The sequence below is a fragment of the Candidatus Schekmanbacteria bacterium genome (assembly GCA_016219965.1).
GTDB lineage: Bacteria > Schekmanbacteria > GWA2-38-11 > GWA2-38-11 > J061 > JACRJM01.
This window is the reverse complement of sequence record JACRJM010000004.1, coordinates 345,314-363,882: the sequence shown is the minus strand read 5'-3', so window position 1 is coordinate 363,882 and position 18,569 is coordinate 345,314. Positions and strand designations below refer to the sequence as shown.

16 protein-coding genes and 2 tRNA genes are annotated in these 18,569 nt (G+C 39.5%); 13 read left to right on the top strand and 5 right to left on the bottom strand.

What is annotated here, in order from left to right:
• Positions 1-31 precede the first annotated feature (31 nt).
• Entirely contained in the window at positions 32-901 is an 870-nt protein-coding gene (locus tag HZA77_06985; GenBank protein ID MBI5375162.1) for a hypothetical protein, read from the top strand.
• Between the two features lie 27 nt (positions 902-928).
• On the opposite strand, the gene HZA77_06980 is transcribed toward HZA77_06985, so the two are convergent.
• From HZA77_06980 to HZA77_06970, 3 genes are read right to left on the bottom strand one after another with little or no spacing between them, the layout of a single operon-like run.
• The gene (locus tag HZA77_06980) at positions 929-1,513 is read right to left on the bottom strand and encodes an archaemetzincin family Zn-dependent metalloprotease (protein ID MBI5375161.1); all 585 of its coding nucleotides are present in this window, start codon (positions 1,511-1,513) and stop codon (positions 929-931) included.
• Complete coding sequence (locus tag HZA77_06975) at positions 1,497-2,855, bottom strand: sigma-54-dependent Fis family transcriptional regulator (protein MBI5375160.1); 1,359 nt, start codon at positions 2,853-2,855, stop codon at positions 1,497-1,499. The genes HZA77_06980 and HZA77_06975 overlap by 17 nt, the downstream gene beginning before the upstream one ends.
• A 23-nt stretch (positions 2,856-2,878) precedes the next feature.
• Positions 2,879-4,507 (bottom strand): HAMP domain-containing histidine kinase, encoded by a 1,629-nt coding sequence (locus HZA77_06970; GenBank protein MBI5375159.1) that lies wholly within the window; start codon positions 4,505-4,507, stop codon positions 2,879-2,881.
• Between the two features lie 192 nt (positions 4,508-4,699).
• On the opposite strand from HZA77_06970, the gene HZA77_06965 reads away from it, so the two are divergent.
• The 3 genes from HZA77_06965 to HZA77_06955 all read left to right on the top strand — a co-directional run bounded on the left by HZA77_06965 (position 4,700) and on the right by HZA77_06955 (position 7,012).
• Positions 4,700-6,313, top strand: a complete 1,614-nt coding sequence (locus HZA77_06965; protein MBI5375158.1) for a hypothetical protein — start codon at positions 4,700-4,702, stop codon at positions 6,311-6,313.
• Between the two features lie 72 nt (positions 6,314-6,385).
• Positions 6,386-6,456 (top strand) — tRNA-Gln (locus HZA77_06960).
• 28 nt (positions 6,457-6,484) lie between these two features.
• The gene (locus HZA77_06955) at positions 6,485-7,012 is read left to right on the top strand and encodes a pyridoxamine 5'-phosphate oxidase family protein (GenBank protein MBI5375157.1); all 528 of its coding nucleotides are present in this window, start codon (positions 6,485-6,487) and stop codon (positions 7,010-7,012) included.
• Here HZA77_06955 and HZA77_06950 read toward each other — a convergent pair.
• Entirely contained in the window at positions 7,009-8,796 is a 1,788-nt protein-coding gene (locus HZA77_06950) for a tetratricopeptide repeat protein (protein ID MBI5375156.1), read from the bottom strand. The genes HZA77_06955 and HZA77_06950 overlap by 4 nt on opposite strands.
• A 208-nt stretch (positions 8,797-9,004) precedes the next feature.
• Here HZA77_06950 and HZA77_06945 point away from each other — a divergent pair, with 208 nt between their 5' ends.
• From HZA77_06945 to HZA77_06925, 5 genes are read left to right on the top strand one after another with little or no spacing between them, the layout of a single operon-like run.
• On the top strand, positions 9,005-10,657 hold the full coding sequence (locus tag HZA77_06945) for a methylmalonyl-CoA mutase family protein (GenBank protein MBI5375155.1): 1,653 nt from the start codon (positions 9,005-9,007) through the stop codon (positions 10,655-10,657).
• A gap of 43 nt (positions 10,658-10,700) precedes the next feature.
• On the top strand, positions 10,701-11,102 hold the full coding sequence (gene mce, locus HZA77_06940) for a methylmalonyl-CoA epimerase (protein MBI5375154.1): 402 nt from the start codon (positions 10,701-10,703) through the stop codon (positions 11,100-11,102).
• Positions 11,102-12,181 (top strand): mannose-1-phosphate guanylyltransferase, encoded by a 1,080-nt coding sequence (locus HZA77_06935; protein ID MBI5375153.1) that lies wholly within the window; start codon positions 11,102-11,104, stop codon positions 12,179-12,181. The genes mce and HZA77_06935 overlap by 1 nt, the downstream gene beginning before the upstream one ends.
• A 27-nt stretch (positions 12,182-12,208) precedes the next feature.
• The gene (locus HZA77_06930; protein MBI5375152.1) at positions 12,209-12,454 is read left to right on the top strand and encodes a hypothetical protein; all 246 of its coding nucleotides are present in this window, start codon (positions 12,209-12,211) and stop codon (positions 12,452-12,454) included.
• 27 nt (positions 12,455-12,481) lie between these two features.
• A complete protein-coding gene (locus HZA77_06925) occupies positions 12,482-13,936 on the top strand; it encodes a hypothetical protein (GenBank protein ID MBI5375151.1) in 1,455 nt (484 codons plus the stop codon).
• Between the two features lie 3 nt (positions 13,937-13,939).
• On the opposite strand, the gene efp is transcribed toward HZA77_06925, so the two are convergent.
• Positions 13,940-14,497, bottom strand: coding sequence for an elongation factor P (gene efp, locus HZA77_06920; GenBank protein ID MBI5375150.1), 558 nt, complete (start codon positions 14,495-14,497; stop codon positions 13,940-13,942).
• A 285-nt stretch (positions 14,498-14,782) separates the two neighbouring features.
• On the opposite strand from efp, the gene HZA77_06915 reads away from it, so the two are divergent.
• The 4 genes from HZA77_06915 to HZA77_06900 all read left to right on the top strand — a co-directional run bounded on the left by HZA77_06915 (position 14,783) and on the right by HZA77_06900 (position 18,457).
• Positions 14,783-15,775: a hypothetical protein gene (locus HZA77_06915; protein MBI5375149.1), complete on the top strand. Its 993-nt coding sequence runs from the start codon at positions 14,783-14,785 to the stop codon at positions 15,773-15,775.
• Positions 15,776-15,832: 57 nt separating this feature from the next.
• Positions 15,833-15,904: transfer RNA gene (locus HZA77_06910), tRNA-Val, on the top strand.
• Between the two features lie 88 nt (positions 15,905-15,992).
• Entirely contained in the window at positions 15,993-17,912 is a 1,920-nt protein-coding gene (gene thrS, locus HZA77_06905) for a threonine--tRNA ligase (protein ID MBI5375148.1), read from the top strand.
• Between the two features lie 62 nt (positions 17,913-17,974).
• A complete protein-coding gene (locus HZA77_06900) occupies positions 17,975-18,457 on the top strand; it encodes a translation initiation factor IF-3 (protein ID MBI5375147.1) in 483 nt (160 codons plus the stop codon).
• The last annotated feature ends 112 nt before the right edge of the window (positions 18,458-18,569 follow it).

Sequence of the window (18,569 nt, the reverse complement as noted above, 5' to 3'; positions counted from 1 at the left end):
AATCTGGTCTCAGGAACCGTGAGTAATGTTTATGAAAAACATCAAGGAATATGATGATATAAAAGCTCAACATGGCGGACAGATAATTCCTGACGGCGAATTGAAGTGTATCTGGATGTCCGCGGGGCAGATAGCATACAAACTGTGCGATTATGATTACAATTGCAAGTTCTGCCCATTCAATATCGCTTTTAGTGATGCAGCCGAATACTCAACGCTTGGGGATATTATTGCAGAATCTGAGAATAAATACATCGAGGTCGATACTCTGGAACATATAAAAAACAGCAAGACTCATTATTACACAGACGACGAAAAAAAATATTTTGGAGAACTCTTCAGATTTAAGATTGTGAATGACTTCTACTACTATAAGATCCACTCCTGGGCTGACTTAAGTGACAATAAGCTAGTCATAACAGGAGTGGACAGTTTCATCTGTAAATTTCTATACCATATAAAAGATGTAATTTTGCCTCATAAAGGAAGTGTTGTTCTTCAAGGACAGCCATTCTGCTGGATATTCGACGAGTATGGAACGATTACTGCTCTTTCACCGGTCAGCGGGTTAGTACACATTGTAAATGAGAATCTCATCAATAATTTTTCTGCTATTCATAACGATCCTTACGGCTCCGGATGGATTATGAAAATAAAGCCTTTCGAAATAGAAAAAGACATAAATAATCTTTTTCCGGGCAAAGAGGCTGCGCCACTATTTGTCTCCCATGGAAAGCAGATAATAGATCATTTACTGGCCGGGCATAAAAAGCAAATAGTTAGAAACCTCAGCAGAAAGACTACTAACAACAGAGGACCTCAGCACAATAACGTATTGACTGAGGAAATATTCAAAAGTTTCCTGCACGTATTTAACAGTCTAAGGATGGAAGTTAACTGAACTGAAGTTCCATGTCAGTTGTCAGGTTTAAATGTGTGGAGCTTCACAGGCTGACATCGTGTTTTCTAACAGTTCTTTGCATGAACTGCACAATTCCATATTTTTAATATCGATATCTTCCACATAGGTGGATGACTTCATTACACACATATAGTCATCGCAGTGCAGAAGGCCGAAGTTATGAGCTATTTCATGTATCGCCTCTTTGCAGATTCTTTCATTCAACAACACATTGTTCTCAGGCAATCCGTAAAACTCATTCCTCAGCCTAAAACTTGAGATAACCGAAGCAGGTCCGTCTAATTGTGCCTCTCCGAAAACAAATGTCAGTATTGGCATAAACAGATCAAGCTCTGTTATTCCTAAAATCTTTGTCCCTGTTCCTGTTGTTCCTGCCGTTTCATCGAGTTTTGCAAGCATTACAGAAGACCTATACTGATTGCGCCTGTCGTCATAGGCATCCGAAACATCAATTTTGAGATCTGATACGATAGTGTCAATTCTGAACGTGTCATTAACAACCTCAGCAACATAATCGATATCGAGATGAACAGGAAGGTTTATAGGTACAATCTTGATAAGGGACATTTGCCTATTACTGTTCTGAAACATTCTCTCTGGTCAATTCGTATTTTTTGATTTTATTGTAAAGTGTCACCCTGTCGATTTGTAATGTTTCAGCCGCGTGAGTTATATTCCAGTCTGTACGGTTGAGTATTTTCAATATGTGGTTTTTTTCAATGTCCTCAAGCGTGTCTGTACAGAGTGCAGAAGCACCTGGAATGATTTGGAATGGTAAATCTTCACTTCTTATTAATGGGCCTTTACCTACGACCATTGCTCTTTCTACTGCATTTTCTAACTCCCTGACATTCCCCGGCCAGTTATAACGTACAAGGATATCCATTGCATCAGGCGTAATTCCGGTTATATTCTTATGCATTGATATAGCAAACTTTTTAATGAAGTGCTGGGTGAGAACAGGAATGTCGTTTATTCTTTCCCTCAATGGAGGAAGGAATATTGAAAACACGTTAAGCCTGTAATAGAGATCTTCTCTGAAAGTACCATCCTTTATTGCCTTCTCCAGATCACTATTTGTTGCTGCTATGATTCTGAAGTCCACATTTATTGTTTCGTTTCCCCCCAGTCGCGCAAACTGTTTTGTCTCTATGACCCTGAGAAGGTCTACCTGTGTCTTTAAACTGATATTCCCGATTTCATCAAAGAATATAGTCCCTCCATGTGCCAGCTCTAATTTCCCTTTTCTTCTGTATTGCGCACCTGTAAACGCCCCTTTTTCATGACCGAATAGTTCGCTCTCAAGCAGAGTATCCGGAAAAGCAGCGCAATTTATAGTAATAATAGGGAAATAACGTCTTGAGCTTTTGCTGTGGATTGCCTTAGCCACAAGCTCCTTTCCTGTACCGCTTTCCCCTCGGATCATTACAGTAGAATCAGTTTTTACAACCATATCCACAAGGCCGAATATTTTTTGCATCGCCGGACTTTCGCCGATTATTTCATCATAATTGGACAACTCCTCGATTTTTTCCCGGAGTTGTATGTTCTCAGCTATGAGCTCTTTTTGTTTTATCGCATTGCGGATTATGTGGTTCAAATCATCAGGATCTATTGGCTTTGTAACATAGTCAAATGCACCTGATTTTAAAGCCTGCACTGCCGTTTCTATTGACGCATAAGCGGTCATAAAAATAATAGTAATACTCTTGTCTATTTCGTTTATGCGCTTTTGCAATTCCATTCCATCCATACCCGGCATTTTAATGTCGAGAAGGATTATATCCCATGGGTTTTCCTGGAGTTTTTTCAGTACTTCTACGCCATTTTCAGCAGCTTCAACTCTGTAGCCGTCTTCCTTAAACCAGTTGTAAAGGGAATTTCGTACGGAAAATTCATCATCAACTATCAGTATCCCAATATTTTTAGTCATATATTTTTCAGCTCCTGTTTTTTTCAGACAACATGGTCAATTATGTCATGTTCTCCGACAGATAAATTTGTCGGAAGAACAATAGTAAAAGTTGTCTCTTCATTGATTTTTGAATAAACGTTTATATCTCCATTGTGTTTTTTAATTATTCCATAAACCACAGACAGCCCAAGTCCAACGCCTGAACCATCCTTTTTTGTTGTAAAAAAAGGCTCAAAAATATTTGGGATTATCTCTTCAGGAATTCCCACTCCCGTATCAGTTATATTTATCCTGACCTGATTTTCTTCTTTAAAAGGCAATACTTCTATTGTGATTGTACCTCCTACAGGCATCGCTTCAACAGAGTTTATCAACAAAGCTATAAATGCCTGCTGGATCTGGTTTGAATCGCATGCCAAATAGTAATCTGAATCAGGTAATTTTTTCACGACTTTTATATTTTTTATCTCTAGATGATGATTTACGAGAGCAATGCTTTTCTCTATTATGCTTTTTATATTTTCCCTGGAAAAGTTGACTGAAGAAGACTTTGCGAAAACCAGAAGATCTTTTACTATTTTACCGCAACGTTTGGACTCGCTTTCAATTATTTTCAGAAATTCGAGTATGGAGGGGTCATGTGACCCAATATTGACCTTTTCAAGCTTTCTCATAAGCAGTTTTGTATACGTTAAAATGCCGCCCAGCGGATTATTTATTTCATGTGCAACGGTAGCTGAAAGCTTCCCAAGAGACGCCATCTTCTCCATTTGGACTATATGTGACTGAGTTTTCTCAAGCTCTTCGGTTTTTTCCTTCACTCTTAATTCAAGGCTTTTTGACCAGTTTGTAATTTCGTTATAAGCCTTCTTCAGTTCCGTCATCATAAAATTAAAGGAATTGGCCAGTTCACCTATTTCATCATCAGACTTCACATCAATCCTATAATCAAAATTTCTTTTAGATATTTCCTGTGTACCTATGGTAAGTTTCTTTACGGGGTTATGGACCATTATCCAGATGAACACACCGGATGCCATTGCTACCGACAGGATAAAAAGAAGCGCAAAATATATCATCTTGGTCTGGCTTTCGCTGATATTTTTATCAACCTGTTCAAGTGACATTTTAATGTCCAGGACTCCGAGAATTTTTGTTTCCGGGGGATGGGCATGGCACGGGGCATTTGAACAGTCAGGAGCATTTTCAATCGGGTTTATAAGTCCTAACACCCTATGTCCGTTTGAAGAATTAAATATCCTGGTACGGTTTGTTGATGAAAGGGCTGCTTTAGGTATTTTCTCGCTATGACAGATGTTGCAGGCCTCTGCCTTCATATCAACAGCGCGTCCGTTCTCATCTTTATTGCCTGAAAACATTACAATCCCTTTTTTATTGTATATCCTTATCCCATCCATTCCAGAAAGACTGCTCAGTGTTGTTATTATCTGATCAACATCCTCTTTCTGATTCTTAAGCATGCTGTATCTTGTGGAATTTTTTATAAGATCACTTGATCTGTTCGCACTTGCGATTATTGCGGACATGAGATGATCGGTGTTAAGTTTAAGGTTGATGTACATGTACAAGGAAAACAATACGACAAGGAGAAGCATAAGCAGGAAGAACAGCTTGAAGCTTAAAAGTCTCGTAAATCTTGTAGAGAGCATTTTCTCTACCTTCAGCAATAGTTAGAATTTCATCATAATTACAAAATATTATAACTTATAGTTTATATGATAACACTATGAATTTCCAATGCAAGCAGTCTGTCATTTTTTTTAATGTGTAAACAATTCTATTGCCCCATCGAAAAGAGTAAGGATATAATTCCCTGACTTTTAAGAGCTGTCAAAACACTAATGACTATTCCCCTGAAAGATAACAAGGCATTTTTAATACTGGCATCAGTCACACTGGCTGTACGTCTGCTATTCTCATGGCTCGATATGTCTTTCCTGCTCAGCAGGGTTGTTGATGATGCATTCTATTATTTTAAGACTGCCCATTACATAGTAACAGAAGGCATATCAACTTTCGACGGGATAAACCTGACCAATGGCTATCATCCGCTCTGGATGTTATGCATACTCCCTGTTTTCTTCTTCACAAAGGGAAGCGCGGAACTTTCAATTCACCTTGTCATGACATTGCAGGTAATATTGCTCGGAGGAATTCTTTTTCTTTTTGGAAAAATCCTATACAGCAGGTTCGGTTCGCCTTTCCCTCTTATAGGTCTCTCTGTTCTCCTGTGGCCACGTTTCCTAAGCCAGACAGAATACGGACTAGAAGCTGGTCTTCTGATATTGTTCCTCCTTATCTCTTCATCTTATGCCCTGAATAACAGGATATTCACTTCTCAGCAGGATAATGGAAAATTTATTTGGTTTGGAATCATTCTTGCCTTAGTTTTTCTCGCAAGGCTTGATTCTGTCTTTTATCTGTTATCTGCTGCCATTTATATTCTGTCAGGCATATTTGTAAGAAGCATGGGAACCCACTCTCAATTAATTAAACCCGGTCTGTTTAAGAAAATTCTGCTCATATTCATCCCGGCTTCATTAATTCCGCTTCCTTATCTGGCATGGAACTATTTTACATTCGGACATCTTACCCCAATAAGCGGAAGCCTTAAACATTCATTTCCTGTTCCAACATTTAACCCGGATTACGTCATACAGTTCTCTGAATTTTTCATTATCGTTATAATAGCATTTGCTTTTCTGGCAGCACTTTTCTTCAATAAGAACAGTATTTCTAAGTTTATCCCTGACGAAGATTACCGCGCTGTCCTGACAGTACTCGCCCTTTATGTGGTTATCCATTTCTTTGATACGATTTTCTTCATGAAATGGGCTGTATTCAGGTGGCATTTTGCAGGATATACAGTATTTCTCATCCTTGTCCTGCCTGTGCTGACAGGCATTGCCGAAAGTTTTCTCAAGAATTCTTTTAAGATAAGCTTGCCACAGAGTGCCAAAACATCATTATTATACGTGATCGTAGTGTCAGCCTTAGTATTTCAGGTCTTCTCAATAAGAAGGTCAATCGATAACCAATTACAGTATGAATGCTATAAGGAAGCCCTGTGGATGAAGGAAAATACGGGTAAAGATGATATCTTCATGCTGGAAGATGCAGGTATAATTGCCTATTTTTCCGAGAGAAAGGTTATTAATATCGATGGTGTTATAAATAATTTCGAGTTGCAGGACTATTTAAAAAGAAGGGAATTTCAAAAATACATACATGATAAAAAAATAAAATATTTTGTGCACCATGCATTCTGGAACAATCCGGAAATAAGAAGCGGCAAATATGACAATTACATATTTACAAGTTTCAGCCATCTTTACAATGTCCCGGGCGGGACAATCAAATTTAAACGGTCAGATGAAATCTACCGTTCTCCTGAGTATGACCATTTTGGAGAGAAAACCGTATTAATCATCTGGAAGATACCGGAAACAACTTAATAGAACATATATTAGAGTGATTGACAAAAAGGCTTTGCTATCTTATAAACTGCCCACAATTTTTAATGCCTTTGGGGGATCGTCTAATGGTAGGACTGCAGACTCTGAATCTGTCTATCTAGGTTCAAATCCTAGTCCCCCAGTATTAACCTTTTCCAAAAGGATGAGATTATGCCAAAGATAAATGTCCCGAAATTCTCAGAAAAACTCCGAGATATACTCAAAAAAAATGGAATCACATTAAAGGAAAAAATCACTACGGAAGATTTTGAGAAAGAGGTTGTCCGCTATCTGGATAAAAATAACGTTCTTCATCTTGGTACAACTTACCGTGATGTCCCTAGAGTCACTCCCATAGAGTATAAGCATGACGGTCTCATAATTTATATGTTTTCAGAGGGAGGCGGAAAATTCGTAAACCTCAGCAAAAATAAAAAAGTCGCAGCATCAATAGCCTCACCGTATGCCCCTAAGAAAGATTTTTTTGGAGCAAAGGGCCTGCAAATATGGGGAAAGGCAACAGTTTATTCCAGAAAGTCAACACCTGCAAAATTCCGTGAATGCCTGAAGATAATGAAAATAGATGAATCCAGACTTTCCCCGGATTTTAATTACAGGGTAATTAAAATTGAGCCGGAAACGCTTCGCTACAGAAATACCCGTTCAGGTTACCGGGGAATAACATGGAGTAAAGATTAATCAGGTTTAACGGACTTTACCTTTTTCAATATCTCTGCAGCTTCATCATTTCGTCCTTCTTTTATATACACGTCGGCAAGGTTATAATACGCCATTGCATATTTGGGGTCTCTGTTTAGAGCCATCAGGAAATTAAGTTCAGCCTTTTCCATGTCCCCCATGTTCATAAAGACTATCCCGAGATTATTGAATGCCTGCGGATACCGGTTGTCCAGCTTAATTGCATTTGAAAATAATTCCATGGCTTTTTGCTTGTCACCATTCTTAAAAGAGATAACACCCATGTTTATCATAGAGTTATAATAAACAGAATAAGCCGGGTCATCGTAATATGTCATGTACTTTAAGGCATTCCCGTACTCCGCATAGGCTAATTCATCTTTGCCTAAATTGCTGTATACCTGGGCCAGATCATAATGTACTTCCGCATATTCCTTGTTTATATTGATAGCCTTTAGAAGCTCTTTCTCAGCTTCAGGGAACTTTTCTTCTCTTAAGAATACATGCCCCAGATTTGCATGAACACGAAATTTTCCCGGGGATTTTTTTACCGTATCAGTCCATATCAGATCAGCGCTCTGCCACACTTCCAGACGGCTTAAAGTCAAAGCGGAGAAAATGACAATAACTACAAAGATAATAGCCGCAGGGGAATATTTAACAAAACCTCTGGCCTGGTTCTTTCCTGACGTTGTTGCCAATATGCCGGCAATTAAAAATGAAACAGAAATGAGAGGGAAATAAAGCCAGCGTTCTGACATGTAGTCACGCAGACGTATAAAAAGATGCGGCGAAAAAGAGATCAAAAAAAATAAAATTGAAAACACAATAAAAGGATTTTTCTTTCTCACATAAAACACTGCTGCAATCATGAAAGTTAAAACAATGAGTCCAATAAAAAATCCCGAATCAATGGGCGTTGTGATGTCTGAATAATCAGGATCGAAATTAAGATTAACAGGGAATAACACCTTGAAAACAGATTCAGCCAATACGTATATTTCTGTCATAAGCTGAACTATTATATTTCTTGAAGTTCCATCAGGGCTGGCCCCGCTTAAAAGTGAAGCCTTCCTTAAAAGGACAGTCGCGATTGGAATAAAAAAGAACGGAAGTATTGGAATAAGATTTAACTTCTTATTATCTCTCAAAAGAAAAAAGAAAATAACCGCAATGAGTATCAAAGGACATATGGCCGCTATCTCCTTGCTTGCCAGAGAAGCAACATATGCCAACAAAGAGAAACCATAGAAGAACCATTTCCATTCACCTTTGTTTTCTTCAAATGAAATGTAAAGCAGCACTGACAAAAGGAGAAACATGGTATAAAGGAGTGACGACCTGCCGGAAACATAGGTTACAGATTCCGTGGCGAGTGGATGTACAAGAAAAAACAAAGCCCCTGAAAAAGACACGATGTTCTTATTAAGAATCGTAAGTTCACCATATGTTGTTCTTAACAGTTTCTTCAGAACAAAAAATATCAGCGAACAGTTTATAGAATGAATGATCAGATTGCCTATATGAAAGCCTGCCGGTGAATTCCTGGATATCTCATAATTCGCGGCAAAGCTTAATCCAAGCAATGGCCTGGAAATAAATATCCCCATATTATGAAAAAAAACACTTATACCCCAGTTACTGCTGCTATTAGAGGAAATGAAAAGCAGATCATCGAAAAGAAAGGGAACCTTAAGGGACGTCCTGTAAAGGATAAAACATGCAGTAAACAAAAGTATAACCGCAGCAATCGTACTTGTAGCATTTAACCTTTTATCAGTCATCAGACCTGCAATTATTTTTAAATTTTTACAATGAAGTCCCCCGGAATAAACCGGGAGATTTTTCATATATAAGTTTTTTAGGACTATTGGGTTTGCACCCGCAAATCATATTCATCCCTTGACTGGGCTTTTTCTTTAATATACAAAATTTAATGATTTGCAATAACATAAAGACGCAGAAAGGAGAAATAATAAAGTGCCTGATGATATAGATGAGATAAAAAAACGACTTGATAAATGGGAAGGTAAAATAAATAAAAGCAAGCAGAAAGATCTTCTTACGCCGCGCAATACAACGTCCCATATACCCATAAAACTTCTTTATACCCCCATTGATTCAGAAGCCATAGATTATGACCAAAATATCGGAGAACCCGGAAGCTTTCCATTCACCAGAGGGATACAGGAGACAATGTACCGCGGGCGTCTCTGGACAATGAGGCAGTATGCAGGGTTCGGTGACGCGGAGGAATCCAACAAAAGGTACCGCTACCTGCTTGACCACGGGCAGACAGGGCTTAGCATTGCTTTCGATCTGCCTACCCAGATGGGTTATGATTCCGACCACCAAATGTCCAAAGGAGAGGTAGGGAAAGTCGGGGTTGCCATTGATTCGCTGGAAGACATGGAAATACTTTTCAATGAGATCCCTCTTGATAAAGTAAGCACATCAATGACTATAAATGCCACTGCAAGCATCCTTCTTGCCATGTACATGGCTGTTGCTGAAAAACAGGGAGTAAGCGCAGGCAATATTTCAGGGACCATCCAGAATGACATATTGAAAGAATACGTTGCCCGCGGGACTTATATATTCCCGCCAGCACAATCGATGAGGATCATTACCGACATTTTTTCCTTTTGCAAGGACACCCTGCCAAAGTTCAATACCATCAGCATCAGCGGATACCATATAAGGGAGGCAGGCTCGTCTGCGGTCCAGGAGGTTGCATTCACGCTTGCAGACGGAATTGCTTATGTTGATGCCGCGATTAAAGCAGGTCTTGATGTAGATATATTTGCACCGCGTCTATCCTTCTTTTTCAACGTGCACAACAATTTCATTGAAGAAATAGCCAAGTTCCGCGCAGCCCGCAGGCTTTGGGCAAAAATAATGAAAGAGCGTTTCGGGGCAAAAGATGCCCGCTCCTGCATGCTGAGGTTCCATACCCAGACAGCCGGATGCACCCTTACTGCCCAGCAGCCATACACGAATATAGTGCGTGTAACAATCCAGGCGCTTGCAGCAGTGCTGGGCGGGACTCAATCCCTTCATACTAATTCCATGGACGAAGCACTTGCACTTCCTACCGAGGAAGCTGTCCGTATTGCCCTTCGCACCCAGCAGATAATCGCCTACGAATCAGGTGTCACCAACACGGTTGATCCTGCCGGCGGGTCATATGCAGTTGAATCCATTACGAGCGAAATTGAATCCAGGGCAATGGATTACATCAAAAAAATAGACGATATGGGCGGTGTGTTGAGAGCCATTGAAGCAGGATTTATTCAGAAAGAGATTCAGGACAGCGCCTATAATTATCAGAAAAGCATAGAAAATAAAAAGCAGATCATAGTAGGTGTAAACGAATTTACCATAAAGGAAGAGCCTAAGGTAAATATACTCAAAGTAAACCCTCAGATAGAAGAAAAACAGAGGGCCCGTCTTTCAGCGTTAAGAAGCAGGAGAGATAACAAGAAAGTTGAATCCGCACTTACAGAGATAGAAAGATGCGCTAAAGGAAGCTCCAACCTTATGCCAGCAATATTAAATGCCGTAAGAAATTACTCAACTCTTGGGGAAATCTCCGGATGCCTGAAAAAGGTTTTTGGAGAATACAAAGAAGTTTTAACAATATGAAGCAAAGGCAGCCTTTAATCTGCGACTTAACCTGGAGTTTGGCGTGAAACTTAACCGGATAGATCACATTGGTATAGCAGTAAACAGTATCGAAAGCGCAGGGAATTTCTTTTCGGAAATACTAAGCCTCAAACCCTACGACGTTGAAATAATAGAATCGCAAAAAGTAAGAGTCATGGCATTCCAGATAGGCGAATCAAAAATAGAAGTATTAGAAGCAATCAGCGATGAAAGCCCTATTAAGAAGTTCATTGAAAAAAAGGGGGAAGGTATTCATCACATAGCTTATGAGGTTGATGATATCAGGGCTGCCCTTGCAGATCTTGAGAATCAGGGTGTTTCTCTTATAGATAAAACACCGCGAAACGGGCTTCACGGCACTAAGATCGCATTCATACACCCTAAAAGCTCGGCTGGAATACTTACCGAACTGGTAGAGAGATAATGAGTGATGCTTATGCAGTTATAATGGCAGGCGGCAAAGGAACCCGTTTCTGGCCGTTAAGCACCGGAGATACACCCAAGCAGTTCTTAACCCTGATTGGAGAAGAGAGCCTTCTCCAGACAACTGTAAAAAGAGTAGAACCGCTTTTTGACAGGAAAAATATCTTAGTTATAACCAACAGAAATCATCAGGCTATTGCCAGAAAGCAGCTTCCGCAACTTCCGGCAGAAAATATAATCTGCGAGCCTGAGGGGAAGAATACTGCTCCCTGCATAGGTCTTGCAGCAATCCACATTCTGTCACGTTCCGGCGACGCAGATTGTACGATTATCCCTTCTGACCATATTATCAGGGAACCACATATATTGCGCTCGACCTTAAAAGCCATGCTAGGCACGATGAAAAGAATTGACGGGTTATATACAATCGGATTCAAACCTCTTTACCCGGAAACAGGTTACGGTTATATCAGGGCAGGAGCAGTAATAAAAAAAGTCCGAAGCTATGACGTACATAAAGTTAAGGAATTCACCGAAAAACCATCTGTCCAAAAGGCACGTAAATTCATCAAATCCGGAAATTATTTCTGGAACAGCGGTATCTTTGGATGGAGAGCCTCAACAATAATGATGGAATTTGCCGAGCATTGCCCTGATCTTTTCATCTCTCTTGAGAAAATCAAGAAATCCATAGGAACCGTAAAGTACAATGAAGTGATTTCAAGAGAATACAAAAAAATCGAGAACATTTCGATCGATTATGCCATACTTGAGAAATCTCAAAAAACAATGGTTATCCCGTCAGCGATGAACTGGACAGATATTGGAAGCTGGGATGCTCTTGAAAATATTTATCCTAAAGACAAGTCACGCAATGTTTCACGCGGAAAAAATCATTTCATCAATTCTGAAAACTGTATTGTATTCAGTTCCGAAGGATCCATCGTACTGCTTGGCGTAAAGGACCTTATTGTTGTAAAATCAGAAAACAAGGTGTTTGTCTGCGGCAGAGGCAAATCGCAGGATGCAAAACAGGCTGTAGAACATCTAAAAAAAACTGGAATGAAAGAAATACTGTAAGCCCAATAAATAAAGGCTGGATTAATTTTGAGAAGTTCAAAAGGTTTTCTTATTATACTTCTTGCACTTGATTTTATTTCATCCCTTATGGCAGGTGCCGGTTATCTATATATTAAAGATGAAACCTTAAACGATGTTGGGAACTACCTGACCTATTACTGGAGCCAAATATATACATTTCTTCTTGGGTACCCTCTTCAGGTATTGATATTAATCTCCGCCACTGCAATAGTAGCATATTTACTGGAGTTCTTCGGATTCAAGGTTAGATAACCTCTAACTCTAAACCCAAACCTCTATATGAACAGGAAACGTCATCCTATTAAAATAAAAAATCTCGCAGGAAATATAACCATAAGCATCATAGTTATAATAATAATGGTTTATTTCTGGTATAATCCATTTGCAATTAGAAAATCCCGCAATGCCGGCGCACCATCCTCACCTACCCTCACATCTCCAAATCTCCCTTCTGTCCCATCAATCAAAAGGGAGACAAATACCCAACAGTTGCCGGGAGTATCTCCGGAAGGGTCAGCAACAGAAAACAAAGATGGGAGCTTTGCTTTCGATGAGCGCTATGAACTCGAATACAGGAAGGGTCTTCTTCTTTTTCAGAACGGGAACCTTGAAGACGCAGTATCTTCTATACAGAAAGCCCTTGAAATCAGAAAAACAGAAGAAGCTGAAGAAAGTCTTCAGCAGGTATATATACTCATGGGACTTAAAATGACCAACAACAGAAACTTCATTGAAGCTCATAAGTATTATGATCTTGCAATCAATATAGCTCCAAAAAAAGATATTATCCTGGCCAAGGCTAATACCTATCTTCTCGAGGGAAAATCTGAAGAAGCCATTTCATTCCTTGAAAATTATATGTCTGTCTTTGAAAATGATCCTGATTTCCTCGTTGTCATCGGAAGCACTGCTCTTGAGAACGGAAATATCGAAAAAGCTTACGATCTTATGGAAAAGGCTTTTTTGCTCAATCCTGTTAATCCTAATTTAGATAGCCTCAGAAAAAGAATTGAAAATGCCACAGGTATCGGCAGTTCAATGCTTGAATACGGAAAAACGATAGCTTCTATAAAATCAGATAAAGAGACAAATAAGCTTACAGAGGACTTTATCTACTCTACATGTGGGGAGACCGTTAATCAGCTTAAATTCTACTATCAGTTCACAGTAAACAATAAGGTTTTGCTTTATTTAACTTCCTCGCCAGATGCTATAAACCTTAACAGCGATAATATATATGATGCTCCGGGTTATGCGAATCAGATCATCTTGTCCGGAGATTCGATAGATATTCATAACAGTGTACTAAAATCCAGGCTTAAATACCTTGTAGCTAAAAATATTTTTTCTAATTATTCTGATTTGCCTGCCGGGAATCTGCTCTATGAAGGAACAGCTTTAAAAATTTCCGGTTCATTAGATCTGTCAAATGAAGGAGTATCCCTGCAACGAATAGCGGAAATCTCCAGACTTTCGGAAGTATTATCTCTTTACTCTCTTCCACAGGACAAAGAAAAGAAACGTATTTACAGACTGCTGGCCCTTTCCTTCGTTGATTACATCGAATCCAATTATACTCCGGCAGCCCTTGGGCAGATAGCTGCATCCTTTAAAAGCGGAGTAACATTTCAGTTCGCTGTAAGTTCAGTCATTAAAAAAGGACAAGACGCTATGCTGCAAGAATGGCTGAGGTTTATTAAAATGTATACCGGTGCAACGATTAAAAGATTTTAATAACTACTCTCTACTAATATATTCTTTAGACCTCGTATCAATTTTCAGTTTGTCTCCCTCTTTTATAAACAGGGGAACCTTTACTACCAAACCTGATTCAAGTGTTGCACTTTTGGTAACATTACTTACAGTATCGCCTTTTATGGCAGGTTCTGTTTCTACTACTTTCATTACAACATTAAGAGGAATATCGAGACTTATAGGATTCCCTTCGAAGAAAAGAACACTGCACTGGTCACCCTCCTTCAGAAACCATTTGTTCTCTCCTACTTCATTTTCTGAAAGGTGAAACTGATCATAATTTTCAATAACCATAAAATGGTATTGTCCAGAATCAGTATAAAGATATTGGACAGGCTTCTGTTCAAAATCCGGGACATCAAATTTTTCGCCTGAGTTGTAAACCCTTTCAATTACGGCTCCGGTTCTTATGTTCTTCAGTTTAGCTCTTATCGTTGCACCTCTTCGCGCCATCTTGGTGTGCTGAATATCGACAATCTCAAATAGCCCTTCATCAAGCTTGAGCTTCATCCCTTTTCTGAAATCTGCAGTTGAAATCATTTAAAGCCTCCTAAACTCCATAGATATGTTCACTGTTTACTGAATAGCGTGGGTTTCTTTAGCAAATTTACAATCAATGTCAAGAAGAACTGATACTGAACATATTGAATTGAATATATATGAGGAACCGATTGAGACAAATGATACAGATTTTTATCCATATAAGAACTATGGTAAACCGATATTAGGATAAAGCACTCAAAAATGGTATATTACCTCGATTTATTTTTAAGAATGTTCTATTTTATTGGTACCAAATCAATACTTCAAAAAAGGACGAGCGACATGAAATTTCTTAGTGTGGCAATTTTGATTACTGCCATACTGTTCTCAAATCAAGCCTCAGCAGATAAAAATAGTCTCAGAAACAAATCCGACAGCTATATTACATACTCTCTTTCCAATGGGCAAGTTTACAGGATTAAAGCAAAAAAAGGTGCAAAACCCAAAAACATAAGCAAGGCACTTGACAGTATAGCTGAAGGAAACAATGATAACAGACTTAATGTATCACCCAATGGCAAGTGGCTAGTATTAAATTCTGAACGCTTTGAGCCTGACTGTATTGGATGGGCTTGCCTTTCTATTGTTGACAGTAAAGTGAAATCTGGAAATGCTGTTAAGGTCAATGGAGATGTTATACACACTGACGGATTCAATGTTGTTGCCTCGTCAGGCAATCTTATAATCTACTCTGGTGACAGCGGGCCACACACGCGTGATTTATGGGCGGTTTCCCGTAAATCCAGTAAGAGCAGATGGAAAACCCCTGTCCTTCTCACAGAAGATTCCCCATATGATTTCAATACGCAGCCTGCTATTTCGAATGATGGGGAAAAAGTAGTCTTCGACGGCGGCGACGGGCCTTACGGAGCACCCGGAACCTCAATATGCGAAGTCTCAACTGATGGTTCTGACTTCAAAGTAGTTATCACACCTGACGATATCCCTGCAGGGTACGTAGACTCAGGTGATAATGCCCTTCACCATCCGGACTATGTATCAGACGGAAGTATTATATTTGAATCAAGCTGGAATGGACAGCAAATCTGGAAACTTTCTCCCGGATCTGAAGAACCGGTACTTATCAGCGTGGATTTTCCTAACGACAACTCTCCATGTGTATTGAACGATGGGAGAATAACATCATTATGGGTCGATAGGAATGGAGGTTATAGTTTCCATGAGATAAAGGTAATGAATCCTGATGGCAGCCACTATAAAATGGTTCTTAAAAACATTGATATCTTTGACATAGGAATTGGCTGCGGGAAATAACTTCAAAAAATCTTATAGACATTTACACTCGTCTTTAGTATAAAAATGTCGATTTTCAGGCGCGTAGCTCAGCGGGAGAGCGCTGCCTTGACACGGCAGAGGTCAGGGGTTCGAAACCCCTCGTGCCTAAAAGCAAACAGATCATAACAGAAATTTTACATATAAGGTGATTAGATCAGAGGGGATCCATGGAGGAAATGGAAGAGATAAGCAGTTTATGATGGAAATCGAAATATCTTTGCTTGACGGGAAAAAGGTCAGGGCTCCTCAGGGAAAATCAATTCTGGAAATACTTACCACACAGAATCCCAAGCTTTTAAAAAATGTAGTTGCCTGTCGGATTGAGGGCAACCTATATGATCTTTCATATATTCCCGAAGGAAATTCTGAAATTTCCCTTATTACAGCAGACTCTGAGGAAGGAATAGAGATTCTACGTCACAGTACATCTCATGTAATGGCACAGGCTGTAACGGAGTTGTTTCCTGGCACAAAGGTTGCTATAGGCCCTGCAATAGAAACCGGTTTTTATTATGACTTTGAGAAGGATGAAGCTTTTACGCCCGAAGATATTGCAAAAATAGAGTCAAAAATGTCGGAAATTATAAAGAGTAACATTCCTTTTGCAAAAAATATCAGTAAAAAAGAAGATGCCTTACAGCACTTCAGAGGCAAAGGAGAAAATTACAAAGTTGAAATCATTAATGAAATCGAAGACGACACAGTATCTCTCTATCAGCAGGGAAGCTTTATAGACCTTTGCCGTGGTCCGCATATTCCGGCTACTTCATCAGTAAAATTCTTTAAACTTCTGAGTTCTGCCGGAGCGTACTGGCGCGGGGATGAAAAAAATAAGATGCTCCAGCGTATTTACGGAACCGTGTTCCCCACAAAAGAAGCCCTTGAAAAATATCTGAACTTCCTTGAAGAAGCAAAAAAGCGGGACCACAGAAAACTAGGAAAAGAGCTTGATCTTTTTACAATAAGCGATGATGTAGGGGCAGGCTTGGTAATCTACCTTCCCAATGGAGCTTTACTGAGACACGTCCTTGAAGACTTCGAAAAGAGAGAACATTTGAAGCGTGGATACCAGCTGGTAATAGGCCCGCAGATATTAAAGCTCGACATGTGGAAGAAATCCGGCCACTACGACAACTACCGGGAAATGATGTATTTCACAAAAATAGACGAGCAGGAATATGGCATTAAGCCAATGAACTGCCTTGCCCACATGCTTGTTTATAAGTCTAAGCTAAGAAGCTACCGTGACCTCCCTCTTAGACTTTTCGAACTAGGGACTGTCCATCGGCATGAACGTTCAGGCGTACTTCATGGCCTTATGAGAGTGAGAGGATTCACACAGGACGATGCACATATACTTTGCATGCCGGAACAGCTTGAAAGTGAAATAGTTGCAATACTTGATTTTGTAGACGACGTAATGAAAATATTCGGATTCGAGTACCATCTCGAAATAAGCACAAGACCGGGAAAATCCATAGGATCAGATGAAACATGGGAGAAAGCTACCTCTGCCCTCAAAGGGGCATTGAAGGCGAAGAATCTTTCCTATGAAATATGTGAAGGTGAAGGTGCTTTCTATGGTCCGAAAATAGATATTAAGCTCAAAGATGCACTCGGCAGGTCATGGCAGTGCGCCACAATACAATGCGACTTCACATTACCAGAGAGATTCGACCTTACCTATGTGGCGAGCGATGGCACCTACAAAAGGCCGGCAATGCTCCACAGGGTAATTCTAGGTGCGATGGAAAGATTCATGGGGGTTCTCATCGAGCATTTTGCCGGAGCTTTTCCAGTATGGCTTTCCCCTACGCAGGTTAAAATCATGACAGTGACCGATGCTGTAGATGAATATGCTGTAAAAATAGAGCAGATGCTTAAAACCAACGAAATACGCTGTCAGCTCGATCTCAGAAATGAAAAGATTTCCTTTAAGATAAGAGAGGCGCAGTTAGCTAAAGTCCCCTATATGCTTATAATCGGGAAAAAAGAGATGGAAGAGGGAAATGTTTCTCTAAGACTTAGAGGAGGTGCAACACCGGGAACAATGTCAATTGATGACTTTATAGAAAAAGTTAAAGATAATATTAAAAAGAAAATGATTAACCCTTAATTAAGGAGGTGTATAACATCAAAAAATATTCCAGAGAAGTTGATAAAGTAAGAATTAACCAGATGATAACTGCAAAGGAAGTGAGGTTGATTTCTTCAAGCGGAGAACAAATGGGAATTTTTTCTCCCAGCGTTGCAATCAAAATGGCTGAAGACGAAGGATTGGACCTTGTCGAGATATCGCCTGATGCAGTTCCACCCGTATGTAAGATAGTTGATTATGGAAAACACAAATTCAGGCAGAAAAAGAAACAGCACGAAGCAAAGAAAAAGCAGAAGGTAATCCTTGTAAAGGAAATAAAGCTTAAGCTTAAAACAGAAAAACATGACATCGAGTTCAAGGAAAAACATATCGAAAGGTTTCTTGCCGACGGGAATAAAGCAAAAGTGAGGTTGTCGCTTTATGGACGCGAAATGGTACTCCTGGACAGGGGTATTGAAATATTGAATAAAATAGCGGAAGAGCTGCAGGATATTGCGGCAGTCGAACAACCTCCGGTTGTAGAAGGAAAACAAATAATAATGGTACTCGCTCCGAAAAAATAATATCCATCATTTAATATAGAAGCTTTTCAGAATAAAGTCATAGTAAGAAAATAAATATCTTTCCAGGCAAAAAGCATATAATAAAAACTTTTCCGCTTGACTTTTATGAGTA